Origin of the sequence: Tahibacter sp., assembly GCF_032229445.1 — a bacterium.
GTDB lineage: Bacteria > Pseudomonadota > Gammaproteobacteria > Xanthomonadales > Rhodanobacteraceae > Tahibacter.
On record NZ_JAVTWC010000058.1, the window covers coordinates 32,374 to 58,142 of the forward strand.

At 66.7% G+C, this 25,769-nt stretch carries 14 protein-coding genes and 1 pseudogene; 12 read left to right on the forward strand and 3 right to left on the reverse strand.

The window, feature by feature from the left end:
* The first annotated feature begins 393 nt into the window (after positions 1–393).
* From RUU78_RS11365 to RUU78_RS11385, 5 genes are all read left to right on the forward strand, one after another.
* Positions 394–1,497 carry a Glu/Leu/Phe/Val dehydrogenase dimerization domain-containing protein gene (locus RUU78_RS11365; protein WP_313916646.1) on the forward strand — a complete coding sequence of 368 codons (1,104 nt, stop codon included), beginning with the start codon at positions 394–396 and terminating at the stop codon, positions 1,495–1,497.
* 67 nt (positions 1,498–1,564) lie between these two features.
* Positions 1,565–2,227, forward strand: a complete 663-nt coding sequence (locus tag RUU78_RS11370; protein WP_313916648.1) for a hypothetical protein — start codon at positions 1,565–1,567, stop codon at positions 2,225–2,227.
* Between the two features lie 184 nt (positions 2,228–2,411).
* Positions 2,412–3,251, forward strand: a complete 840-nt coding sequence (locus RUU78_RS11375; RefSeq protein WP_313916651.1) for a hypothetical protein — start codon at positions 2,412–2,414, stop codon at positions 3,249–3,251.
* A 131-nt stretch (positions 3,252–3,382) separates the two neighbouring features.
* Positions 3,383–4,540 carry an isovaleryl-CoA dehydrogenase gene (locus tag RUU78_RS11380; protein WP_313916653.1) on the forward strand — a complete coding sequence of 386 codons (1,158 nt, stop codon included), beginning with the start codon at positions 3,383–3,385 and terminating at the stop codon, positions 4,538–4,540.
* Between the two features lie 284 nt (positions 4,541–4,824).
* Positions 4,825–6,351: a DUF3369 domain-containing protein gene (locus RUU78_RS11385; protein ID WP_313916655.1), complete on the forward strand. Its 1,527-nt coding sequence runs from the start codon at positions 4,825–4,827 to the stop codon at positions 6,349–6,351.
* On the opposite strand, the gene RUU78_RS11390 is transcribed toward RUU78_RS11385, so the two are convergent.
* Together RUU78_RS11390 and RUU78_RS11395 are read right to left on the reverse strand one after the other, a co-directional pair.
* Complete coding sequence (locus tag RUU78_RS11390) at positions 6,248–9,922, reverse strand: two-component regulator propeller domain-containing protein (protein WP_313916657.1); 3,675 nt, start codon at positions 9,920–9,922, stop codon at positions 6,248–6,250. The two genes, RUU78_RS11385 and RUU78_RS11390, sit on opposite strands and share 104 nt — an antisense overlap.
* A complete protein-coding gene (locus RUU78_RS11395) occupies positions 9,909–13,751 on the reverse strand; it encodes a two-component regulator propeller domain-containing protein (protein ID WP_313916660.1) in 3,843 nt (1,280 codons plus the stop codon). The genes RUU78_RS11390 and RUU78_RS11395 overlap by 14 nt, the downstream gene beginning before the upstream one ends.
* A gap of 182 nt (positions 13,752–13,933) precedes the next feature.
* Between RUU78_RS11395 and RUU78_RS11400 the strand changes: the two genes are divergently transcribed.
* The 7 genes and pseudogenes from RUU78_RS11400 to RUU78_RS11430 all read left to right on the forward strand — a co-directional run bounded on the left by RUU78_RS11400 (position 13,934) and on the right by RUU78_RS11430 (position 23,540).
* The gene (locus RUU78_RS11400; RefSeq protein WP_313916662.1) at positions 13,934–15,112 is read left to right on the forward strand and encodes a thiolase family protein; all 1,179 of its coding nucleotides are present in this window, start codon (positions 13,934–13,936) and stop codon (positions 15,110–15,112) included.
* An 824-nt stretch (positions 15,113–15,936) separates the two neighbouring features.
* On the forward strand, positions 15,937–17,574 hold the full coding sequence (locus tag RUU78_RS11405; protein ID WP_313916664.1) for an ice-binding family protein: 1,638 nt from the start codon (positions 15,937–15,939) through the stop codon (positions 17,572–17,574).
* 207 nt (positions 17,575–17,781) lie between these two features.
* Entirely contained in the window at positions 17,782–18,366 is a 585-nt protein-coding gene (locus tag RUU78_RS11410) for a hypothetical protein (RefSeq protein WP_313916666.1), read from the forward strand.
* A gap of 98 nt (positions 18,367–18,464) precedes the next feature.
* Positions 18,465–19,046, forward strand: a pseudogene (locus tag RUU78_RS11415) (Hsp70 family protein); the annotation flags it as partial.
* Between the two features lie 137 nt (positions 19,047–19,183).
* Positions 19,184–20,155: an Hsp70 family protein gene (locus RUU78_RS11420; RefSeq protein ID WP_313916668.1), complete on the forward strand. Its 972-nt coding sequence runs from the start codon at positions 19,184–19,186 to the stop codon at positions 20,153–20,155.
* Positions 20,152–21,936, forward strand: a complete 1,785-nt coding sequence (locus tag RUU78_RS11425) for a hypothetical protein (RefSeq protein WP_313916669.1) — start codon at positions 20,152–20,154, stop codon at positions 21,934–21,936. Before RUU78_RS11420 ends, RUU78_RS11425 begins: the two co-directional genes overlap by 4 nt.
* Positions 21,933–23,540: a carboxyl transferase domain-containing protein gene (locus RUU78_RS11430; protein WP_313916671.1), complete on the forward strand. Its 1,608-nt coding sequence runs from the start codon at positions 21,933–21,935 to the stop codon at positions 23,538–23,540. The genes RUU78_RS11425 and RUU78_RS11430 overlap by 4 nt, the downstream gene beginning before the upstream one ends.
* A 518-nt stretch (positions 23,541–24,058) precedes the next feature.
* Here the strand turns inward: RUU78_RS11430 and RUU78_RS11435 are convergent.
* A partial coding sequence (locus tag RUU78_RS11435; RefSeq protein WP_313916673.1) for an isopeptide-forming domain-containing fimbrial protein occupies positions 24,059–25,769 on the reverse strand: 1,711 nt, incomplete at its 5' end.

Here is a 25,769-nt window from a genome sequence, read left to right on the forward strand (position 1 = left end):
CACAGTATCCGGCAACGCTATGGCCCTTGGGCCGTGCACCAGATCTCCACAACCCCGGCCGACGCTGTGCGTCGGCCGCCCCCTTGACTCAAGGGGGCTCTAAGAGCTTCCGAAGCGCGCTTTGTATTGTTGGACGGTGCCAGGCGGCATTGCGCGCGGTGACAATGCCGAAAAGCGCGGTCGTTGCGGTTCCCAGCACTTTTCGTCGAAGCGTTCCACCTACCTCGCGGCGGGGCTACACTACGCGCCGCCAACGCCCGCCCCTGAATTGCGGGCGTTGGCGCGTATGTCTTCCCACTCAGTCACTTAGCGCAGGATCTTCGCGGGTTTGATGCGCCAATCGTGCGCCGTCGGCCGCGCAGGCACTGCGTCTCCAGCCGGAGTAGTACGTCGATGATCTTTGAAACCCTCGCTCAGACGGGCCACGAGCAGGTCGTTTTCTGCCACAACAAGGACGCGGGCCTGAAGGCCATCATCGCGATCCACAACACGGTCCTCGGCCCTGCGCTCGGCGGTACGCGCATGTGGGCTTACAAGACCGAGCAGGAGGCGCTGAACGACGTGCTGCGCCTGTCGCGCGGCATGACCTACAAGGCGGCGGTGTCCGGCATCAACCTCGGCGGCGGCAAGGCCGTGATCATCGGCGATCCGTCCAAGGACAAGTCCGAAGCGCTGTTCCGCGCCTTCGGCCGCTTCATCAATTCGCTCAACGGCCGCTATATCACGGCCGAGGACGTCGGCATCGATGTCAACGACATGGAATACGTGCTCAAGGAAACCGAGTTCGTGACCGGCGTGCATCAGGTCCACGGCGGCTCGGGCGATCCCTCGCCGTTCACCGCATTCGGCACGCTGCAGGGCCTGATGGCCGCGCTCAACGTCAAGTTCGGCAACGAGGACGTGGGCAAGTACAGCTACGCCGTGCAGGGCGTCGGCCATGTCGGCATGGAATTCGTCAAGCTGCTGCGCGAGCAGGGCGCGAAGGTATGGGTCACCGACATCAACCAGGAAGCGGTCAAGCGCTGCGTCGACGAGTTCGGCTGCGAAGCGGTGGCCCTGGACGAGATTTACGACGTGCCGGCCGACATCTATTCGCCGTGCGCGCTCGGCGGCACAGTGAACGAGAAGACCCTGCCGCGCCTGCAGTGCAAGGTCATCTGCGGTGCGGCGAACAACCAACTCGCCAACGATGCGATCGGCGACGACGTCGAAGCCCGCGGCATCCTCTACGCACCCGACTACGCCGTGAATGCCGGCGGCCTCATGAACGTGTCGCTGGAAATCGACGGCTACAACCGCGAACGCGCCATGCGCATGATGCGCACGATCTACTACAACCTCGGCAAGATCTTCCAGATCGCCGCGCGCGACGGCATACCGACCTACAAGGCCGCCGACCGCATGGCCGAGGAACGCATCAGCGCGATCGGCCGCATCAAGCTGCCGCATATGGGCAACCAGCAGACCCGTTTCCTGGGTCGCATGCGCGGCCAGTAATCCGCGTTTGTCACCTGCCGCCGCCGTGCGCTGCGCGGCGGCTTTTTTTCGGCTGTCGGGATCACTAATGCCTTACCTGCGTCGCGCTTCAGTGGCCCTGGGCGTCGCGCTGGCTATGTCCGGCGGCACAGTGGCCGCGGACCGATACCAACTCGGCTCGCGCACGATCGAGATTCCCGCACCGGCCGGATTCGTCGCCGTGTCCACCCGCTCAGCCATGCTGATGGGCAGTTTCCGCGAATGGTTCGCCGCCGAAATCCGCGTCATCGAGCTGTACGCCCGCCGCGACGAATTGGCTGCGCTGGGTTCGCCACCGGCCCTGGATCGCTTTTTCAGCGTCTCGATGGCCAAGTCCTTCCAGGACTTCCGTGTGACGGAAAAGCAGTTTTCCAGATTGCTGGATGACTTGAACTCAGAACTCGCCGACAACAGCGGGCAGAAGGAAATTTTCTATCGCCGCGAGCCCTGGGGCGCGTTCTATGCCTCCGGCGCAGCCCTGCTGCCGGCCTACGAGGAGATGCGCCAGCGCTATTGCACGCACGCGATAGCTCGCATCGACGAAACGCCGGTGCAGTTCATGAGCTGCACGCTCGACCGAGGCGCCGCCGACAGGGAATGGCTTCGCAACGCCATGCATGGCTGGGTCAGATCGGTGTACGACGCCAATCCGCCGCGATCGAATCCGTCACGAGCGGAACAGCGCATCGACCCTGCCATACAGCGGAATTGACAGCGCGGCTACAGGCCTGCCGCTCGCGCTACCGCGCAATTGAACGTGTGCAACTGCCGCCTCCGTGCACGGCACGGGCTGCCGAACGGCAGCGCCACGCGTAGCGGACAACGCCCGCCTCGCACCCCGAGCGCATGCTAGAGTCCTCGCGCCAGCCCTGCGGGCCGGTCCGGGGGAGAGGATCATGAAGTTTTCGCGTTGCGCGCGCGCGGCCTGCGCCGCGGTGTTGTCTGCTGTCGTCTCGCTGGCGGCAGCAGCACCGTATTCCTTCGGATCGCGCTCGCTGCAGATCCCGGCACCGGACAGCTACGACGCGACCTCGACGCAGACGCCCAAGCTGTTCGAGCTGGGTACCGCCTTCACGCCCGCGACCAACCGTCTGGCCGAGTTCTACGTCACGGCGGCCGATGCGCAGGCACTGCTCGGCGGCACCATCGACGCGCTGCCGCGCTACTTCCAGCTGCAGGTGCCTCGGGCTCTGGACGGCAAGCCGCTGTCGGTGGCCGAGTTCCGCGCCAACAGCAAGACCATCGAAGGCAGCCTCGAAGAGGCGATGAAGCAGGCCGGCGACCAGGCCAAGGATCTGCTCGATCAGGCCAATGCGAAGGTCGAGCAGAAGTTCGGTAGCGACCCGGGGGTCAGTGTCAGCGATGTCGGCTATCACGGTGTTTTCCGGCGCGAAGACTGGGGCCTGTTCTTCACCATGAGCAGCCAGGTCGCAGCGGCGGACTCCCCGAGCAACCGCATGTTCTGCGCCGGCGCGATCGCGCTGATCGACCACCAGCTTGTATATTTTTACTCTTACTCCCTGGAGCGCACGCCGGCCGACCGCGAATGGGCCAAGCGCACGCTGAACGCCTGGGTCGACGCAGTGCGGCTGGCCAATCCCGACGATGCCGCGGTGGAGGCGCAGGCAGCTGCCTCGTCCACCGGCAGCAACTTCTGGGTGCGCACGCTGGTCTTTGCCGTCTTCGGCGGCCTCATCGGCGTGCTCTACGGCCATTGGCGCAAGCGCCGCGCGTGAAACCCGGGCCGCCGTACCAAGGCAAGGCACCCGGCCGCGTCGGAACCGTCCATGTACGGACATGAGCCATTAGGCAGCCCGGGCCGCAAAAGCTAGAATCCGCCTCCCTGCGCCCCTGACGGTGACCCCGCATGCGACCGTTTCCCCTCGGTGAAGATCTCGACCTCCTGCGTGAATCGGTGCGCCAGTTTGCGGACAAGGAAATTGCTCCGCGCGCAGACCTGATCGACCGGGAAAACCTGTTCCCGGCCGACCTGTGGAAGAAGTTCGGCGAGATGGGCCTGCTCGGCGTGACGGTGCCGGGCGAATACGGCGGTTCCGAGCTGGGTTACCTGGCCCACCTCGTCTCGATGGAGGAAATCTCGCGCGCATCGGGTTCGGTCGGACTGTCCTACGGCGCCCACTCCAACCTGTGCGTGCAGAATCTTTTCCATAACGGAACAGAGGAACAAAGAAAGAAATACATTCCCGGCCTGTGCAGCGGCGATCTGGTGGGTGCGCTGGCCATGAGCGAGCCCGGCGCCGGTTCCGACGTGGTCGGCTCGATGACCTGCCGCGCCGAACTCAGGGGAGATCGCTGGATCGCCAACGGTTCCAAGATGTGGATCACCAACGGCCCCGACGCGGATGTGCTGTTGGTCTACATGCGCACGGCGCCGCGACCGGCAGGCTCGCGCTGCATGACCGCCTTCATCGTCGAGAAGGGCATGAAGGGCTTTTCCACCGCGCAGAAGCTCGACAAGTTCGGCATGCGCGGCTCGAACACCTGCGAGCTCGTGTTCGAAGACTGCGAGATCCCGGTCGAGAACATCGTCGGGCAGGTCAACGAAGGCGTGCGCGTGCTGATGAGCGGACTGGACACCGAGCGCCTGGTGCTGTCGGGTGGACCGATCGGACTGATGCAGGCGGCGCTCGACATCACGCTGCCGTATTCGCGCGAGCGCAAGCAGTTCAACGCGCCTATTGGCACCTTCGGCATCATGCAGGCCAAGATCGCCGACATGTATACGGCGCTGCAGTCCTCGCGCGCCTTTGCCTACATGGTGGCGCAGGATTTCGACCGCGGCACCCGATCGCGCATCGACCCTGCCTCGTGCCTGCTCAACGCCTCGCAGAACGCCGTGCGCGTGACGCTGGAAGCGATTCAGGCGCTCGGCGGCAACGGCTATATCAACGAATTTCCGACCGGACGCCTGCTGCGCGACGCGAAGCTCTACGAGATCGGCGCGGGCACGAACGAGATCCGCCGCATGCTGATCGGACGTGAGCTGTTCCACGGCAAGTCGTGAAGCGGTAACCAGGAAACAGTGAGTAGAAGTGAGAAATGAGCAGGCGCGTGCCCTCTGGTTCCACTCGATTCCAGTTCCTCTGATCTCCTTCCTGGATTCAGAGCATGAATGAGTGAAACGTTGTGAGACACGAGTGGAAGCACGAGGCTGGTGCTGCACTCGTTTCTTGCTCCTGCATCCTCTTTTCTCGCGCCCCCACCTGGCTCGTGAATTTCCGTACGCCGTCATCGCAAGCTCACCCATCTGCGGTAGACTGCCTCGGAACTCACTGCGGGAGGGGCCGCATGGGTGTGTTGGACGATCGCCTGGAATTCGCCGCGGAGCCGTCCCGGACCTTGCCGCCGTGGAAGGTTCTGATCGTCGACGACGAGCCCGAGGTGCATAACGTCACCCGGCTCGTGCTCGGCAACTTTCGTTTTGCCGAACGTCCGCTCGAGCTGCTCAGCGCCTACTCCAGCCGCGAGGCCGAAAAGCTGCTGCGCGGGCACGACGACATCGCCGTCGTGCTGCTCGACGTGGTCATGGATTCCGAGCAGGCCGGCCTGGATCTGGTGCGCGCGATCCGCGAGCGCCTCCGCAACCAGTTCGTGCGCATCGTGCTGCGCACCGGCCAGCCGGGCCAGGCGCCCGAGCACGAGGTCATCGCCAGCTACGACATCAACGACTACAAGGAAAAGACCGAGCTGACCGCGCAGAAGCTCGCGACGACCTTGTACGCGGCACTGCGCGCCTACCGCGACATGCGCACGATCGAAGCGAGCCGGCGTGGCCTTGAGCAGGTGATCCGCGCCTCTGGCGAAGTGTTCGCCCGCCACCCGCCGCAACAGTTCGCGTCCATCGTGCTGGCGCAGCTCGTCAGTCTGGTCGGAGCCGAGTCCGGCGCGCTGTGCTGCCGCATCAGCCAGCCCGATGGTGCCCTGCCCGATCATTTCCCGGTCGTTGCCACGAGCGACAGCTACCGCCGCTATCTCGGGCAAAACGCCGGGGAGCAGCTTCCCGCCGATATGGCGCAGTCGTTGCGCGACGCGTATCTGCACAGGCATCACGTCTTCGGCGACGATCACTACGTGCTGTACTTCATCGACAACAACGCCTCCGAAGCGCTGCTCTACATCGGCGAGTCCAAGGAACGGGACGAGCTCGGCGACCAGCTGATGCAGGTGTTCTGCAACAACGTCGCGATCGCGTTCGAGAACCTGCACCTGAACCAGGAATTGTTCGACAGCCAGCTCGACATGGTCTACCTGCTGGCCGGTGCCGCCGAGTCGCGTTCGCAGGAAACCGCGAACCATGTGCGCCGTGTCGGCGAGCTCGCGGCCATGCTGGGCCGCCTGCACGGTCTCGACGCGGAAACCTGCGAACTGCTCAGCTATGCCGCGCCGCTGCATGACATCGGCAAGATTGGCATTCCCGACGCGATCCTCAACAAGCCGGGCGTCCACACGCCGGAGGAAACCGAGGTCATGCGCACGCATGCGGAACTCGGCGCGCGACTGCTCGGCGGTTCGCGTCGGCCGGTGTTCCGCCTGGCGGCCGACATCGCGATCAGCCACCACGAGAACTGGGACGGCAGCGGTTATCCGCGCGGTCTGCGCGGCACCGAGATCCCGGTCGGCGGTCGCATCACCGCGCTCGCCGACGTGTTCGACGCGCTCGGCAGCAAGCGCTGCTACAAGGAAGCCTGGCCGGAAGACGAGATTCGCGCGTTCATCGTCGACAAGCGCGGCAGCAAGTTCGATCCGGAAATGACGGATCTGCTGTTCGCCAACTGGGACCAGGTCGTGGCGCTGCGACGCGCCCTGCCGGATTGACCGCGCCGTCGCGCAGCGTCCCCGGCGCAACGGGTCGCGCGGACGTGGCTACGCCTGCTCGCCGCGCCACGACGAAATCCATCGGGAATTTCTTCAACACGCTACGCGGCCGGACACTCCGCTGCCACCGCCCAGCGGATGAGGAAACACGTTCCGCGGCCGCGCGCCGATTCGCAGTCGATGTGGCCGCACAGCACCTGGGTGACGAGGTTGTAGACGATGTGCAGACCCAGGCCGCTCCCGCCGTCGCCGCGACGCGTGGTGTAGAACGGCTCGAAAGCGCGCGCGCGTTCGGCCGCATCCATGCCGCATCCATGCCGCGGCCGTCGTCGCAGATGCGCAGCTGCGCCTCGCCGTCGGCGTGGGCGATGCGGATCGCGATGGTTCCGGTGCGCCCGTCGCCGAAGCCGTGCTGGAGTGCGTTGAGCACGAGATTGCTGACGATCTGATACAGCGCGCCGGGCGAGGCGTGGATCACGACGGGCTGCGCGCATTCGATCTGCAGATGATGCGGCGTCAGGCGCAGCACTGGACCGAGCAGCACCAGCGCATCGCGCACCGACTGTTCCAGATCGACCTGGCGCCACTCGTCGGCCGACTGGTCGACTGCGGTCTGCTTGAAGCTGCGCACGAGGCGGTCGGCGCGCTGCAGGTTGCGCAGGATCAGGTCGCTGCCTTCGCAGGCGGCCTGCTGGAACTGGTCGAGTTCGGTGCGGCGCAGCTCGCCCGCGGCGAGGCGTGCGCGCAGCAGGGTGGACTGCTGCTGCAGGTGCGAGGCTGCCGTCAGGCACACACCCAGCGGCGTGTTGATCTCGTGCGCGATACCGGCGACGAGTCCGCCGAGCGAGGCGAGCTTTTCGGCTTCGACGAGCTGTCGCTGTGCCTGGCGCAACTGATCCAGCGTGGCCTGCAACTCGCGGTTGCTGCGGCTCAGGTCGGCGGTGCGCTGCGCCACGCGCGATTCCAGTTCGTCGTTGAGGCGGCGCAGCGCCTGTTCGCTGCGCTGTATCGTCGCGGCGACCTGGCGCGCGTAGGCCAGGCGCTGCTGGTTGCGCCGCACCACGCTACCGACGGCGAACAACAGCAGCAGCGCATACCCCGCGTAGGCCCAGCGAGAACGCCATGGCGCCGGCGCGATGATCACATCCACGCCAGTCTCGCGCGGCTCGCTGCCGTCGCGCCGTGCCTGCACGCGAAAGCGGTAGGCGCCGGCAGGCACCCCGGAGAAGGTGATGCTGCGCTGCTCGGGCAGCATCGGGATCCAGTCGGTGTGCAGTCCGTCGAGGCGGTAGCGGTAGTCGACGCCTGCCGCGGCGCGGTAGTCCAGGGACGAGACGTCGAAGCCGAATACGCTGTGGCGATGGTCCAGGCGCACGCGTTCGGTATAGGCCAGCGTGCGCTGCAACACGGCCGTGGGATCATCCGGCCGCGGTCGCACGGGTGCGTTGGACAGCAGCAGTTCGCCGAGCAGCAGCGGGCCGATCGCCGGCGGCGGCGGCAGCTGTTGCGGTGCGAACACGACCAGGCCACGCGGACTGCCGAGATACAGGCGGTCGCGCGCCGCATGGCAGGCGTTGCTCGAATAGCCACGCCGGTCCAGGGTGTTGAGCAAAGTGACGCGGCTCGGGGTCGAGGAACTCGCTGGACCGCGGCGCAACAAGCCGTCGGTGGTTCCCAGCCAGAGTCCCGCGCTGGCGTCGTCGGCAATGCACGTCACGCTGCGCGAACCCTCGCCGTCGGGCCAGGGCTGCGGCACGAAGCGCGCGCTGCCGCTGTCAGCGTCGTACACGATGCGGTCGAGCCCGTTGCTGCCGCCGGCCCAGAGACTGCCGTCGTGGCTGGCATGTGGCGCGCGCACGACGTCGCTGCTCGGACCCGCGCCGGCATTCGCGCTGGCGGGATAGCGGCGGACCCGGCGCCGGTCCGGGTCCAGCCGCGCGATGCCGCCGCCGAACAGGCCGAACCAGATCGCGCGGTCGGGCGTTTCGGCGATGCCGGTCACGGTCGCGACCGAGAGATCGAACGCATCGCCCTCGATTGTGTACTTATGGAAACTCGAGCATTTGCTGCACAGACTGCCCAGGCCGCCGCCATCGCTGCCGACCCAGAGCGTGTCGTCGGCATCGACATGCAGGTCATTGATGAGGTTTCCCGGCAGCGAGCCCGCATCGTCGCCAATGCGGCGATAGTGACGAAAACCGGGCGCACCGGGATCGAGCCGGTCGACACCGTGCGCATCCAGGCCGACCCAGAGCCCGCCGTCGCGCGCGATGGCCAGCGCGGAGACCGTGTTGCTGGCCAGGCTCCGCGCATCGTTCGGATCGTGACGGTAACGTTTCAGCACGCCGACGCCGGGATGGAAGTGGACCAGGCCGCCGTCCTGCGCGAATCCGATCCAGAGCGTACCGTCGGCAGCGATCGCGACAGCCTGCACCGCACCCACGGGCAAACCGTCCGGATCGGCGGCGCGGTGGTTGTAGACCGACACGGTTGCACCGGCCGGGTCGTGCACACCGATGCCGTGGCCGGAACTGCCGGTCCAGACCAGGCCGTCACGATCTTCGAACAGCACGTAGATGTCGGCGACGGGACTGCTCGCGTCGGCGGCGCCGTGACGTACCTCGACGAAGGCGTCGCTGGCCGCGTCATAGCGCGCGATGCCGCCGCTGGTGCCGACCCAGATGTCGCCGGCGCGCGTCTGCAGCAGGCCGCGCACCTCGCCCGAGCGCAGCGCGCTGTCCGGACCGGCGCGGTAGTGCGCGAGCACCTTGCCATCGAGGTCGAGGCGCAGCAGTCCGCCGTCGAGCCGGCCGACCCACAGGTGCCGCTGCGTGTCGAGCAGCGCCCATTCGGTGCTCGGCTGCACTTCGCCGGGTGCGGCGGACAGCAGCGGCTGCAGCGTGGTCGACGTTCCGTCCCAGCGCACGACGCCTTCGGCAATGACCAGTGCGACGCCGATACCGTCGGGCAGATTGATCACGCGATGCACGCGCTGCAATTGCGGCGGACGCCCCAGCGGCAGGTCGCGCGCAAGGCCGCGGCGCGGGTCGAAGCGTTGCAGCGTCACGCCGAAGCAGCCGACCCACAGATCGCCGTCCGGGTCTGCATGCAGAGTGCGCACGTAGTCACCCGCCAGGCCAGTCGCCGCACCGGCGCGGAACACCTGAAAACGATCCCGTTCGGCGTCGTAGCGCGCCAGACCGCCGCCAGCGGTGCCGATCCACAAGGCACCGTCTGCCGTGGTAGCCAGCGCCATGACGACGTTGTCGGGCAGGCTGCCGGGGTCGGCCGGATCGTGGCGGTAGACGCGGAAGCGATGGCCGTCGAAACGATTCAGTCCGTCGCGCGTCGCGATCCAGATGTAGCCGTCACGGTCCTGCGCGATGGCGCGCACGCGGCCATGGGACAGGCCCTGTTCCGCATCGTAGTTCTGGAAGCGTATCGCCGCGGCGTCGACGCGACGCGCCACGGCCGGCGACGGCAGGCACACGTCAGCGGCGAACAGCAGGAACAGCGCGCACAACCCGCCGCGCCGCCGCGCAACTCCCGGCGCCGTCTCACGCCGTCTCACGGCGTTCACCACCGAAGCGGATCGCGACGTCGATTCCCTGCCCTGCGGAGCTGTCCACCCGAATCCGACCTCCGAGCGACTGCGTGACGAGGTTGTAGACGATGTGCATGCCCAGGCCGGAACCGCCCTGGCCGCGACGCGTGGTGAAGAACGGATCGAACATGCGCGCCCGCGTCGCTTCGTCCATGCCCACGCCGTCGTCGCGGTAGTCGATCGCAATCGCGCCATCCTCGCGCGCGATGGCGACCACGATACGCCCGGGGCGGCCGTCGGCAAATCCGTGGATCAGCGAGTTCATGACCAGATTGGTCACGATCTGATACAGCGCGCCGGGCGCGGTCTCGCAGACGACCGGTTGCGGGCACACCAGTTCGACCTTGTGCGGGGTCTTCTTCAACGTCGGCCCGAGCGTGGTCAGGATCTCACTGATGCAGGCGCCCAGTTCCACCACGCGGCGATCTTCCGTCGACTGGTCCACGGCAACCTGCTTGAAGCTTTTCACGAGCGCGTCGGCGCGGCGCAGGTTGCGCAGGATCATCTCCGCGCTTTCACAGGCGGTTCGCTGGAACTGGTCCAGATCGCGCTTGCCGAGGCGGTTCTGCTGCACCAGCCGCGACAGGCGCGTCGCCTCCTCGGCCAGATGCGAGGCAGCCGTGATGCCGACACCGAGCGGCGTATTGATCTCGTGCGCAATGCCGGCGACGAGGCCGCCGAGCGAGGCGAGCTTCTCCGATTCGAGCAGCTGTCGCTGGGTCAGCGTGAGCCGGTCCAACGTATGCCGGAGTTCGAGGTTCGCCGCGCGCAGGTCGGCGGTGCGCCGCTCCACGCGCAGTTCCAGCTCCTCGTTGAGCGCACGCAGCGCTTCCTCGGCGCGTTTGAGTGCGGTGATGTCCTGGGTGATGCCGCTCATGCGGCGCGCGCTCCCGCTCTCGTCGCGATCGACGACGCGGCCCCGTGTCAGCAGCCAGATCCAGTCCTGATTGCGGTCGGGCGTGCGGTAGCTGGCCTCGAACACGCTGCTCTCGCCGCTCAGATGATTGGCTAGCGCGGTTTCGAAAACCGGCAGGTCTTCCGGATGCACGAACGGACGGAAGCCGATCAGTGTCTGTTCCGCCGCTTCCGCCGTCGCGGCTACGTGTTCCATGCGGTTCTCGCGGTGCATGCGGCCGCTCGGCAGGTCGATGTCCCACAGTTCGCTGCCGCTGCCGGTCAGCGCGAGCTTGAGTCGCTCCTCGCTGAGCTTGATCCGCTCCTGCACGAGTTCGCGCGTGCGCCGGTTGTCGCGCAGGCGCCGCGAAATGACGAGACCGGCCAGTCCGGCGACTGTGGCATAGAACAGATACGCCAGCGGCGAAGCCCAGGGCGCCGCCGCAACGACGATATCGACGCGGCCTTCCTGGTCGATCCAGTCCTGCCCGTCACGGCGCGCCCGTACCCGCAACTGGTACGCGCCGGCCGGCAGGTCAGTGTATGTGGCGATGCGCCGCGTGTGGTCGGTTTCTATCCACTGCGCGTCGTGCACATCGAGGCGGTAGGCATAGCGCAGCGACTCGGCGCCGGAAAAATCCGGCGCGGCAAACTCGAAGGTGACGTTGTCGTCGTCATAGGCGAGTTCCACCACACCGCCCTGGACGAGACTGCGCCGCAGCGGCGAGCGCGTGTCGCGCCAGCGCAGCGATACCGGCACGTTGTTGAGCAGCAGCCCGGTAACCAGTGGCCGCGGCGCCTGCGGTACCACGACCGCCGCGGGATCGACCACGGTCATGCCGTCCAGGCCGCCGAACGCGATGCGCCGGTCGGGCAGCATCGCCGCGGAACCGACCCAGTAGCCGCGCGACAAGGTGCCGTCGCGGCGACCGAAGTTCACGATGCGTCCGGTGTCGGGTTCGATGCGGCTGATGCCGACGGTCGTGCTGATCCACATCGCGCCGCTCGTATCCTCGACGATGCCGCCGACGGCGTCGGCGGCCAGGCCCTGGCGCGTACCGAACAGGCGGAACTGCGGCGCGCCGTCGTGCACGCCGGTCTGCAGTGCCACGCCGCCGCCCTGCACGCCGACCCAGAGCCGGCCGCGGCTGTCTTCGGTCACCGCCGAGATCGAATCGTTGCCGAGCTTGGCCGCGTCGTCGCCACGCGTGCGCATCGATTCCGCGTGGCCGCTGGCCCGGTCCAGCCGGCCCAGTCCGGCCGAGCGGTAGGCGAGATAGAACTCGCCGCGACTCGTCTCGAACACGCCGTTCAAGGTATCGCCGGCGAGGCTGTACGGGTCGGCCGGATCGTGGATGTGATGCTTGAACGCACTGCAGCCGCGGCACAGTTCATCGAGGCCATGGTCGAGCGTGCCGACCCACAGCGTGCCGGCCTTGTCCTCGTACGCGAACAGCAGCGAGTCCGCCGCGAGGCTGCCGGGATCGTCGGGATCATGGCGGTAGTGCTCGAAGCGGTCGCTGCCCGGACGCAGCCGGTTCAGACCACCACCCACGGTCGCGATCCACAGGCTGCCGTCGCTGCCGCGCATCACGCTGCGCACGAAATTGTGCGACAGCGAACCCGGATCGGAGGGATCGTTGACGTAGCGCCGCAGCACACCGCGCTCGAGATCCAGGTGCACCAGGCCGCCGCCTTCGGTCAGGCCTGCCCAGATCGTGCCGTCGGCGTCCGCATGCACCCCCATGACTGGCCGCGCCGGCAGTGCGCGCGCTTCGCCGGCAACACTGTCGACGAGGGTGAAGGCGCGGGTGCGCGGGTCGTGCACGCTGAAACCGTTGACCCACGAGCCCACGAACAGCATTCCGCCACGCTCGCGCAACAGCCCCCACAGCCGGTTTGCGGCGACCGTGTAGTCGCGCGCCGGGTCGTGGCGGTAGGGCACGAAATGCCGGGTCTTCGGATCGAGATAGCTCAGGCCGCTGTTGGTGCTCGCGATCCACAGACCTCCGTCGGGATCGGCAAGCAGACCGCCGATGGCATCGTCGGGCAGGCCGCCGACCTCGTCATTCGGATCGTGCCGGAAGTGCTCAAGAACACCGCCGTCGGCGTCCAGATGCAGCAGTCCGCTGTCGGCCGTGCCGACCCAGAGCGTGCCGTCGGCCGCCTGCGCCAGCACGTAGATTTCGAGATGCGCGACGATCTCGGGCAGCGGCAGCAAGGTGCGACCTTCGGCATCCACATGCAGCAGGCCGTCGTGCGTGCCGATCCAGACCGTGCCGTCGCGTCCCTGCAGCAGCGTGCGCACCATGCGCAGGGCGGGCAGATTCCCGAGCGGCACGTCGCGGAAGCGGCCGCTCGCCCGGTCGAGCCACTGCAGCCGACCGGCCACGCTGGCCACCCAGAGCCGCGCACGATCATCGAGCAGCAGCGCCGTGACATGGTTGGCCGCAAGCGCGTCGGTGCGTGCCGGATCCGCAGTGAAGTTCTCGAAACGGTCCAGCGCCGCGTCGTAGCGGCTCAGGCCGCCGCCCTGCGTGGCGATCCACAGCGCGCCGTCGCTGTCGGGCTGCAGCGCCCAGATATGGTTTTGCGCCAGCGACCAGGGATCGCTGCGGTCGTGCCGATAAATCCGGAACTCGTTGCCGTCGAACCGGTTGAGGCCGTCCTGGGTGCCGATCCAGATGAACCCGGCGCTGTCCTGGGCCATGGCCCGGACGGAGGCTTGCGACAAGCCATCGCCGGTGCTGTAGGTGCGGAAGCGGACGTTGTCGATGCCGGGTACGGCGCCCGCAAAGCTGGCTGCGAGCGGCAGCAACAGCAGGAAAACCAGCAGGCAAAGCTGTCGCCAGACCGGAATCGGCCTGACCGGAAACCCGCGTGAATTTCCCCTGACACGCATGCGTCGAGGCTAACCGCGGCGTACGGTGGGTACAAGCGCGATTGTGGGCGGAATTCGCCATCCGCCTGGCGGATCGCTCGATTGCCGCTGCGCGACGGGCCGGCGCATAATCCGGCGGTTCGGTAACCCGGCGCGGCCACTGTCACGTCCCGCCTCTTCTTTCACGCTACGTGGAGAGTTCCATGTCCGATATCGTCATCGTCGGCGCCAAGCGCACCGCCATCGGTTCCTTCCTGGGTCAGTTCAGCGGCGTGCCCACGCCGACCCTCGGCGCCGCCGCCATCAAGGCCGCACTTGCGCACGCGGCGGTCGCCGCCGACGACGTCAACGAAGTCATCATGGGCTGCGTGCTGAGCGCCAACCTCGGCCAGGCCCCGGCCCGCCAGGCGGCACTCGCCGCCGGCCTGCCGACCGGCACGGTCTGCACCACGATCAACAAGGTCTGCGGCTCGGGCATGAAGGCCATCATGCAGGCGCATGACGCGATCAAGGCCGGTTCGGCCAGCGTCGTCGTCGCTGGCGGCATGGAGTCCATGACCAATGCGCCGCACATGATCCCGAACTCGCGCAGCGGCAATCGCTACGGCAATTTCGAAGCGGTCGACCACATGGCCTGGGACGGCCTGACCAATCCCTATGACGGCAAGGCCATGGGCGTGTTCGGCGAGCAATGCGCCGACAAGTACAACTTCACGCGCGAGGAGCAGGACGCCTACGCTGCGGAAACCGTCAAGCGCGCGCTGGCCGCGCAGTCCGGCGGCGCCTTCGCCGACGAAATCGTTCCGGTCAAGGTCGCCACGCGCAAGGGCGAGGTGGAATATTCCACTGATGAACAGCCGTCCAAATGCGACGTCAGCAAGATCGCCGCGCTCAAGCCCGCGTTCCGCAAGGAAAACGGCACCATCACCGCCGCCACGTCGTCGAGCATTTCCGACGGTGCCGCCGCGACCGTGCTGATGAGCGCCGACGAAGCCGCGCGCCGCGGCGTGGCGCCGCTGGCCCGCATCGTCGCCCACGCCACCCACGCGCAGGAACCGCAGTGGTTCACGACCGCCCCGGTCACGGCGATCGCGAACGTGCTCACGAAGGCCGGCTGGAGCGCCGACGAGGTCGACTTGTACGAAGTCAACGAAGCCTTCGCCGTGGTCGCGATGGCGCCGATGCGCGAGCTGGGCATTCCGCACGCGAAGCTCAACGTCAACGGCGGCGCCTGCGCGCTGGGCCACCCGATCGGCGCCAGCGGCGCGCGCCTGGTCGTCACGCTGATCCATGCGCTGAAGAATCGCGGCCTCAAGCGCGGCGTCGCCGCGCTGTGCATCGGCGGCGGCGAAGCCACCGCGATCGCGATCGAACTGGTCTGACCCCGTTCCGCGCCGGGGCCCCCGTGGCGCGCGCCGCGCCGGCACCCCCCGGGACCCGCAAACACATAAAAAGAAAACAGATGCTGCGGCGCCATCGTGCTCAGCAGCACGCGTACATTCGTGCGCCAGCCCGCGGAACCCGCGCTACTGGCGGTGCGTCTGTTCCGCGTCACCTTGCAGGACCGCGTGCCGCTGCCCGCATCGACCAGCGGTTCGTTGGCGCCGCGAAGTCGAGCGATTGGTCCTCGTGTTGAGGCCCGGAATGAGCCTCGTCACTTCCGATGACTGCCGAAGCCAGTCCGAAAGTGGCGCACGCGAAGATTGTTTGCTGGCCATTCATCAGAAGACCGTCCACTGGATAGTCGCTAGAGCGATGCGGGCCTTGGCTCGCGGACATTGGTTCCGGTCATTGCGAAAACCATCGAGTAGGAGGCGAAACTCGCTGCGCGTTTCCGATCCGGACGTCCATCTTGCTTGGGCAAGTTTTTGGAGACACCTTTACGGCGCTGCTCGTGCCAACACAAAATTGCCGCGCCCTTGTTGCGTCGAGCTAGCCGACAGGATCACATGAAGGTCCTTCGCCTTCACCGTTTCAAACCGGACTCGTCAGCTGGTCGCGTCCTGGCAGGCTCTGCCTTGGCAAGGTCTGTCATTTACGCGATTCCTGCACGACTGATGCACCGCTGCTGAACCCGCGGCATCAATCTACATTTTCAGAAAATAGCCGGATAGTCCACTCAATGTGCTGTACAGTGCAAGTACAGCGATTCGTGCGCTCGACCTGTGTCAGCTGCTTCCGCACGCCCTTCTTGATGGAGTGTGCCGTGCGCCTGCTTCGGTCCGTATTTCAGTCGTGTGCAAAAGTTAGTTTTCTTCTGGCGGTTTGCTGGGCGCATCCGCTCAGCGCGCAGGTGGCTCCACCTCTCGGTCAGGCAGGAACCTTCGCCGTACTGGGCGGTTCGGCTGTCACGAACACCGGTCCCACCTCGGTCGTGGGCGATCTCGGTATCAGCCCCGGCACATCGATCACCGGATTTCCACCGGGTAGCGTTTCGGGTGGCGTCATTCATGCCAACGATGCGGTAGCGCTGGGCGCTCAGAGTGACGCCGCCGTGGCCTACGTCAATCTGGCCGGCCAACCCTCGGACGTGAATCTCACGGGACAGGATCTGGGTGGTCTGACTCTCACGAGCGGCGTCTACACCTTCAATTCTTCGGCACAGCTCACCGGCACGCTGACGTTGGACGCTCAAGGCGATCCCGCGGCCGTTTTTGTGTTTCAGATCGGCAGCACACTGACGACGGCCAGCGCGTCACAGGTCGTGGTCATCAACGGCGGAGCCAACTGCAACGTGTTCTGGCAGGTAGGCAGTTCCGCGACGCTGGGAACGGCGACGGCGTTCGTCGGCAACTTACTGGCACTGACGAGCATCACGCTCACCACCGGCGCGACGACCTCCGGTCGGCTGCTCGCGCGCAATGGAGCTGTGACGCTGGATTCAAGCAATGTGGAGGTGTGCGTTTCCTGCACCCTCATCACCGTTCTGCCCGCCACGTTGCCCGCCGGCTCACTGGGCGCGCCTTACACGCAGGTACTTTCCGCCAGCGGCGGGACCGCGCCGTATACATTTTCGATTTCCAGCGGGGCGCTGCCACCCGGATTGGCACTCAGCGCAACCGGGCAGATCTCGGGGACTCCCACCAGCACCGGCAGCTTCACCTTCACCGTACAGGCCAGCGATGCCAACGGGTGCCTCGGCGAACAAACCTATACGATAGTGATCAATCCCTTCGTGTGCGGCACGATCGACGTATTCCCCGCGACGCTGCCAACGCCCGTACTGGGCGCCCCCTACAACCAGTCGGTGGGCGCCTCGGGTGGATTGGCTCCCTATACCTTCGCGATATCGGCCGGCACCATTCCCCCGGGTCTTTCGTTCGTTGCAACGGGGGCGGCATCCGCGTCCCTGATTGGAACGCCAACCGCATCGGGAACGTATACCTTTACCGTCCAGGCCAGTGATGCAAACGGGTGTCTCGGCGAAAGAACCTATACGATCGTGATCAGTCCCTTCGTATGCGACGCGATCACCGTATTCCCCGCGACGCTGCCAATACCCGTATCAGGCGTCCCGTACAACCAATCGGTGGGCGCGTCAGGCGGACTGGCCCCGTATACGTTCGCAATATCGGCTGGCGCCATTCCAACGGGTCTTACCTTCGTTGCAACGGGTACCGCATCGGCGTCCTTGATCGGAACGCCGACCCAAGTGGGAACGTATACGTTCACCGTGACGGCCACCGACGCGCTCGGATGCACGGGTAGTCAGACCTATGTTCTGCAGCTCCTCGGCGGCAGCATCCCCGTTGCCGCTCCGGTCCTCTCTCCGGGCAGTCTCATCCTGCTGGGGTTGCTGCTGTGTGCATGGGGTGTGCTGACCCTGCGCCAGCGAGGGATTTGATCTAGCAGGTTGTTGAGAAAGGGGCGGAAGCCCCTTTCTCAATCGAACGGTGCAAGCGGAGCTTGCCCACGTTCTCCGAGAATCAATCGCTTACGCGATCGACTCTCGAGCGATCCATTCTGGATCGCGCTAGCAGGCTGTTTCTCAACAGCCTGCTAGTCCAGGCGGATAGGCCGAATCCGGACAAACGCCCGCTCGGCTTTTGCCATGCCCGCATCCCGGCGGGGTGGCCACGAATTCGTCGATCGAGCGGGTCTACCCCCCGTCCGCGCCGGCGCCGCTTTCACGGCGCCGACGCGGATACACGGCGGCAACGAAATCCGCTTGCCTGAGTCCGCCAGCAGTTCAATACTGCCGCGCCATCGTCCTCAGGAGCACCGCATGAACATCGTCCGCACCATTTCCCTGATCGCCCTGCTCGCCGCCGCTGCCGGCTGCAGCCAGCAGGAGCAGCAGACCGCGCAGCAGAAGATCGACAACGCCAAGAAGAGCGCCGCGCAGGCCGGGGCCACCACCAAGGAAGCGATCAAGGATGCCGCCAGCGAGGTCAAGCAGGCCGCCGACACCGCCGGCGACAAGATCAGCAGCGCCGGCAATGAAGCCGGCGCGGCGATCAAGGAAGGCGCCAGCGATGCGGCCGCCGCCACCCAGGCCGCCGGTCACGAGCTGAAGGAAGGCGCGAAGGAACTCGGCCAGGACATCAAGGAAGGCGCCAAAGCCGTCGCCCACGACGTCAAGGAAACCGCCGTCGAGGCCAAGGAAGCCGCGAAGGAAGCCGCCAGGAAAGAGTGACATTTCCTTTTTTGCCGTGTAGTCCGGCCGCAGCTGCGGCCGGTTTGCGTTGCGGCGGCCACTGGCGCCGCGTTCCGTCCCGCCGACCGGATGACACGATGATCGTTGGTATCGACCTGGGCACCACGCATTCGCTGATCGGTCTGTGGAACGCCGATGGCGCGAAGCTGGTACCCAACGCACTCGGGGAATTGCTGACGCCGTCGGTCGTGGGCGTCAGCGAAGACGGCCGCGTGATCGTCGGCCGCGCCGCGCTGGAGCAACTCCCGCTCGCACCCGACAGCACCGTCGCGGCGTTCAAGCGCTACATGGGTAGCGCGCGCGAAACACGCCTCGGCACGCATCGCTTCCGCCCGGAAGAATTGTCGGCGCTCGTACTCAGATCACTGCTCGCCGACGTCAGGGCGCAGACCGGACAGGACCCGACCGAAGCCGTGGTCAGCGTGCCGGCCTATTTCAGCGACGCGCAGCGCAAGGCCACGCGCAACGCCGCGGAGATCGCCGGCGTGCGCGTCGAGCGCCTCATCAACGAGCCGACTGCCGCAGCGCTCGCCTACGGACTGCAGGAACAGCGGGACGAAGCCAAGTTCCTCGTGCTCGACCTCGGCGGCGGCACGTTCGATGTATCCATCCTCGAATCGTTCGACGGCGTGATGGAAGTGCATGCCAGCGCGGGTGACAACTTCCTCGGCGGCGAGGACTTCGTGGACGTGCTCGTCGAGGCGGTCCTGCGCGACCTGCAGATCGCACCGGCCACGCTGATGCCGCGCGCGCGCGCCTCGAGCGCGTCAAATGCCAGCTCAGCAATAGCGCCGACGTGCAGACCACGCTTGCGATCGGCGAGCGCCAACACGATTGGAGCATCAGCGAAAACCGTTTCGAAACCTTATGCGCGCCGCTGCTCGCACGCCTGCGCGCACCAATCGAGCGGGCGATGCGCGACTCGAACACGCGACCGCAGGAGCTCGACCAGATCGTGCTCGTCGGCGGTGCCTCGCGCATGCCTATGGTCAGCCGACTCGTTGCACGCCTGTTCGGCCGCCTACCGCTGCGCCATATCCATCCCGACCAGACCGTCGCGCTCGGTGCCTGCGCGCTGGCCGGCATGAAGGCGCGCGATGTCGCGTTCCGCGAAATCGTGATGACCGACGTGTGTCCGTACACGCTCGGCGTCGAGGTCTCGCATACCGATGAGCACAAGCGCATCCATCACGGCCTGTTTTCGCCGCTGATCGAGCGCAATACGGTAATTCCGACGAGCCGCGTCTCCTCCTATTCGCCGATGCACGATTTCCAGGAGGTGCTGCAACTGCGCGTGTTCCAGGGCGAATCGCCCGAGGTCGCGCACAACGTATTCCTCGGCCAGCTCGAATTGCCGCTGCCGCCCAAGCGCAAGGACGACAACCCGGTCCACGTACGCTTCACCTACGACGTCAACGGCCTGCTCGAAGTGCATGCGCATGTGGTTGCAACCGGTGTCGAGAAGCAGCTCGTGATCGAACAGAATCCGGGTCTGCTCACACCGCAGCAGATCCGCGAACGGCTGGACGCGCTCGCAGCACTGAAGATCCATCCGCGCGACCAGCAGGCCAATCTCGCCCTGCTCGCGCGCGCCGCGCGCCTCTACGAAGAACACACGGCCGACGCGCGCCGCGAAATCGGTAGCCGCCTGCTCACGTTCAAGGCCGCGCTCGAAACGCAGGAGCCACGCCAGATCGAGCCCGCGCGGCGCTTTCTGGACGATCTGCTCGATCACCTCGACGGCGAAGCCGCACCGCTGTCGCCATGAACCTGCCGTGGCCTTGGCAGTGCCTCGATCTGGATCAATCCGCGAGTGTCGCCGCCGTGCGGCGACGTTATGCCGTGCTGCTGAAACTCAACCGGCCCGAGGACAACCCGGACGGATTCCAGCAGTTGCGCCGCGCCTACGAGATCTGTCTGGCGTTTGCGCGCGAGCAGGAAACCACGAACGAGGCGCAGGCCAGCGACGGCAACGCCGAGGTTGCAGCGACAGCGATCACGGCCGATCGCGTACACGAGACCGCCGCTCCCCCGTCCGCGCATGCCACTGTCGACGCGGCGGCCGACACGAGTCCCGCACAGGCACCGCCGCTCGTCGGTGCGGAACCGACAGAATCGCGGCGCGGCGACTCGCTCGCGGCAATCGCCGTGCCGGCATTGCGCCCGCCCGATGCGGTCATCGACGAATTGCTGGCGGTCGATGCGCGAACGCCGCACGATAGTGACGCGTTCGCGCGCTGGTTCGCGGAATGCCCTGAGTTCGCAAGCTTCGTCAGCCGCGACATCGTCGAGCTCGAGCTGCTGCACCGGATCGCCACGGGTGCCCGGCCGACACTGCGCGCGCTGCAACTGTTCGGCGCTGCATTCGGCTGGCGCCAGCTCGGCTTCGACCGGCACATGCTTCAGATCGGCGTTCCCCACGACCAACTGCGCGCGGTCGACGTGGCGTTGTTCGAGGCCGGCGCCGAGGCGCAGTACATCAGGCATCTGCAGACGCGACGGCAGCTGATCCCGGCAGGCCAGGACACCCTCGACGCCGACGGCGAACTCGCCCTGCTGCAGCGCCTGCACGAACGGCGCGACGCGAAGCCGCGTTTCCGCGAAACGCTGTCGTCGTCTCGTCTAACGCAGATCAATACGCTGCTGCGCTGCTACAGCGAGCACTACGGCAATGCCGCGGCACTGCACCTATTCGGCAGCGACAACGTCACCTACTGGCGCAATGCGTTTCCGGGCAGCGAACCCAATCGTCTGCAGTCGCTGTCGTCGATCGTGCGCGCGCTGATCATCGTCGGCTGGGTGATGCTCGGCCTGGTTGGAGCCTCGTTTGCCCTGAATCGCAAGCCTTTCCTGACCTGGCTCGACGACGCCCGCTTCCTCTTGCAAGCGGTTGCGGTCATCGCTGCGCCGATCCTCGTCATCGTTTGCACCGGCCGGCTGATCGCGTTGCGGGCGAGGCAGGCACTCGCGCAGTTCGACGCGCGCTACGAAGACTGGCAGCAGCATCGCATCGTGCCTTGGCTTTCGCCGGGTCGCGGTCTGCCGCTGTCGTTGCTGCTTGGCCTCGCTTGCGGCGCAATTGCGTATTTCGCCGGCACGCTGGCGGGACTCGCCGGCGCCGTAGCGGCGACGGCGCTGATCTTTGGCTGGCGCAGCCTCGCCCCGTACTGCACCGCCGCCGCATTCCTGACGTTCGGTCTCGTGCCCCTGAGCGGTGACGACCTGCCGGCGGCGCTCGCGGTCGCGGTCTGCCTTGCGCCCGCGCTGGTCTGGTTTGCCGATTGGCACACGCGTCGCGAGCAGCCACGCGCGACGATCGCGCAACGCACGCGCCGGGCGGTTGCGCTGGTGCTTTGTATCGCGGTGGTCCTCATGGTCGGCGGCTGGATCCTGGCCGGACAGATGCAGTCCGCTGACGATTCCGACGCGCGGACGGTACATCCTGCGGCTGGCGCGGACGGAACCACGCCCGCGCCCATGCAATTTCCCAAATCCCCGCGCGCTATGTTTTCATGCGCGCCTTTGCCCCAGCCCGGTGTGCTCGCATGACTCTCCTCGAATCGAAGATCGACTCCCGCAGCCCCGAATTCCAGGCCAATGCGGCGCAACTGCGCGCCGCGGTTGACGATCTTCAGGCGCAGATGGCGCGCGTCGCGCGCGGCGGTGGCGAGAAGGCGCGCAGCAAGCACACCGAGCGCGGCAAGCTGCTGCCGCGCGAACGCATCCGTGCGCTGCTCGATCCGGGTTCGCCATTCCTGGAACTGTCGCCGCTGGCCGCCCATGGCATGTACGAGGACGCAGCACCCTGTGCGGGCGTCATCACCGGCATCGGCCGCGTGCATGGGCAGGAAGTCGTCGTCGTCGCCAACGACGCGACCGTCAAGGGCGGCACCTATTTCCCGATGACAGTGAAGAAGCACCTGCGCGCGCAGGAGATCGCGCTGGAGAATCGCCTGCCCTGCATCTATCTCGTCGACTCCGGCGGCGCGTTCCTGCCGCTGCAGGACGAGGTGTTCCCCGACAAGGAACACTTCGGCCGCATTTTCTACAACCAGGCACGCCTCAGCGGCCTGGGCCTCGCGCAGATCGCCGTGGTCATGGGCTCGTGCACCGCCGGCGGCGCCTACGTGCCGGCGATGTGCGACGAGACCATCATCGTCAAGGAGCAGGGCACCATCTTTCTCGGCGGCCCGCCTCTCGTGAAGGCGGCGACCGGCGAAGTCGTCGATGCGGAATCGCTCGGTGGTGCCGATGTGCATACCTCGGTCTCCGGCGTGGCCGATCATTTCGCCGAGAACGACGCGCATGCGCTCGCGATCGCGCGTGACATCGTGCTGCACCTGAACCGGCGCAAGCAGTTGCCGGTCGCCGTGATCGCGCCGCGCGAACCGGCCTACCCGGCCGAGGACATCTACGGCATCGTGCCGGCCGACACGCGCCGTCCGTTCGACATCCGCGACATCATCGCGCGCATCGTCGACGGCTCGGATTTCCAGGAGTTCAAGGCGCGCTACGGCAAGACCCTGGTCTGCGGTTTCGCCCACATCCATGGCTATCCGGTCGGCATCGTCGCCAACAACGGCATCCTGTTCGCCGAGTCCGCGCTCAAGGGCGCCCACTTCATCGAACTGTGCAACCAGCGCAACATCCCGCTGGTGTTTCTGCAGAACATCACCGGCTTCATGGTCGGGCGCAAATACGAGAACGCCGGGATCGCCAAGGATGGCGCGAAGATGGTCACTGCGGTGGCCTGCTCGCACGTCCCCAAGTTCACCGTGATCATCGGCGGCAGCTTCGGTGCGGGCAACTACGCCATGTGCGGCCGCGGCTACCAGCCGCGCTTCCTGTGGATGTGGCCGAATGCGCGCATCAGCGTCATGGGCGGCGAACAGGCCGCCTCGGTGCTCGCGACGGTGCGCCGCGACGGTTTCGAATCCGCCGGCACGAACTGGAGCGCCGAAGAGGAGGACGCGTTCAAGTCGCCGATCCGCGCCCAGTACGAACGCCAGGGTCATCCGTACTACGCCAGCGCGCGGCTCTGGGACGACGGCATCATCGACCCGATCGACACGCGACGCGTGCTCGGCCTGGCCATCTCGGCCAGCCTGAATGCGCCGATAGAACCGCAGCGCTACGGCGTGTTCCGCATGTAGGCGGCGGCAGGCTTCTGGAACACGGCGCGTCCAGCACGCGTCACGCAAACATCGCCGTCTCGATCAGGCCGTTGCTGCCGACCCGTTCGCTGCGCCAATGCCCTCTCCCCGAGCTCGCCTGGACGAGCGGGTTGGTTGAGGGGACAAACATCAACGCGCACGCCAGCGGGTCTTGAGCGACGTGCGCATTCGCGAACGCCGCGCCGAGAGCCGGGCGCTACAACACGCCTCGGTTTTCCTCTACCCCAACTCTCCCTGCCCTGCGCACGTTCGGGGCGCCAGAACCTGCGGTTGAACGACGCCATACGCGGACGATGCCGGGAACGCGGGAGCAAAACAAAACGGCGCCTTCATCGGGCGCCGGATTCTTTCTCGTAGCGGCCGCCGCCTGCAGGCCGCAGCTAAATTCTTGCTTTATATATCTTTCTTTACTTCCACTTGTCATGGATACGAGCGAGTCGTGCCGACCTGTCGGCCGACGCATCGCCCGCCGCCGCGGCGGCGGGCGATGCGAGCGGTCAGCTGATGCGCTGCTCGTGCTGGCGCCAGGCCAGCGCGGCAAGCGCCAGCATCATCAGCAGCATCGCGAACCAGCCCAGCGCCGGCGCGGGCACCGGCGTACTGCCGAGCACCACGAGCGGCGCCGTGGCGTCGCACGGGCCAGGCTGGCCGGACGGCATGCAGACCGTGTTCGACGACGGCGACACGACGACCGTGTTCAGCAGGTTGCCGCTGGCCGTCGCGGCGATCTGCGCGCTGATCGAGTAGATCAGGCTCGCGCCCACGGGCAGTTGCGGAACGGTCTGGTATAGCGCGCCCGTGCCGCTGGCCGCGGGGCAGACCGCGCCGCCGGTGCCCGAGCAGGTCCAGATGAAGCCGACGATGCCGGCCGGCAGCGCGTCGTCGACGATCACGTTGTCGGCCGGGATCGTGCCGACGTTCGTCACGGTGACCGTATAGGTCGCCGTACCGCCGGCCGCGACTGTCGTCGTGTTGACCGTCTTGGTCACCTGCAGGCGCGGCGACTGTTCGGTCGGCGTCAGCACGCACTGCGGGCCGGCCGGCGGGCAGGCCGGCGGCGTGGTGCCGGTCAGGTAGGCCAGATTCGCGACCTGGCTCACGCCCAGCGGAATCGGGCTGGCCACCTGCACGACGACCGTCAGCTGCACGCTGCCGCCGGCGGGCACCGACAGACCGGCCCAGCTGACGACGCCGGCCGCGTAGACGCCGCCGTTGTCGGCGCTGACGAAGCCCGTGTTCGCGTCGATGCGGTCAGTGACGCCGACGTTCGCCGCCGCAGTGCCGCCACTGTTCGTCACCGTGATCGTATAGGTCAGCGTCTCGCCGGGTTCGGCCACGCCGGGCTGCGCGCCGCTCTCGCCGCTCAATGCCTTGGCGACGGCGAGGTTCGCCGCGGTCGGAATCGTCACGCATTCCGCCGGCAGCGGCGTGCTGCTGCAGTTCGGCGGCGTGGTGCCGGTTTCGTAGGCGAGGTTGACGATCTGCGTGGCGCCGGCGGGCAGCGGATTGGCCACGGTCACAGTCACCGTCAGGCTCAGGCTGCCGCCGGGCGGCACGGTCAGACCCGACCAGGCTACGTTGCCGCCGCTCAGGGCGCCGCCGTTGCTCGCACTGACGAAGAGCACGTTCGGATCGAGCGGATCGGTTACGCCGACGTTTTGCGCCGCGGCGCCGCCGCTGTTGCTCAGGGTGATCGTATAGACCAGCGTCTCGCCGGGTTCGGCCACGCCGACCGCCGTGCCGCTTTCGCTGCTCAGCGTCTTGACGATGCGCACATCGGCCTGCAGCGGATGCGTCGTGCTGCAGCTCGTGCAGTCCGGCGGATTGGTACCGCCACCGCCTGTCGCGATCACGGCGTTGTTGACCGAACCGGCGGCGTTCGCATTGACCGTCGCGGTATAGCTCACGGCATAGGTGCCGGGTGCGGTGCCGCTGGGCAAGGTGCATTGCACGGAACCGGTACAGGTGTAGGCACCGGCGCTTGTGACCGAGCCGAACGTCTGGTTCGCGCTGATCGTGTCGGTCAGCACGAGCGGCGCGGTCAGCGCGCCGTTCGCGACAGTCGCGGTCAACGTATAGGTGATGGTCTGGCCCGGCGTGACCGCCGTGCCGCTGGCCGGGTTCGAGCTCTTGACGACCGTGATTGCCGGATTCAGCGGATGCGTCGTGCTGCAGCTCGTGCAGTCCGGCGGATTGGTACCGCCACCG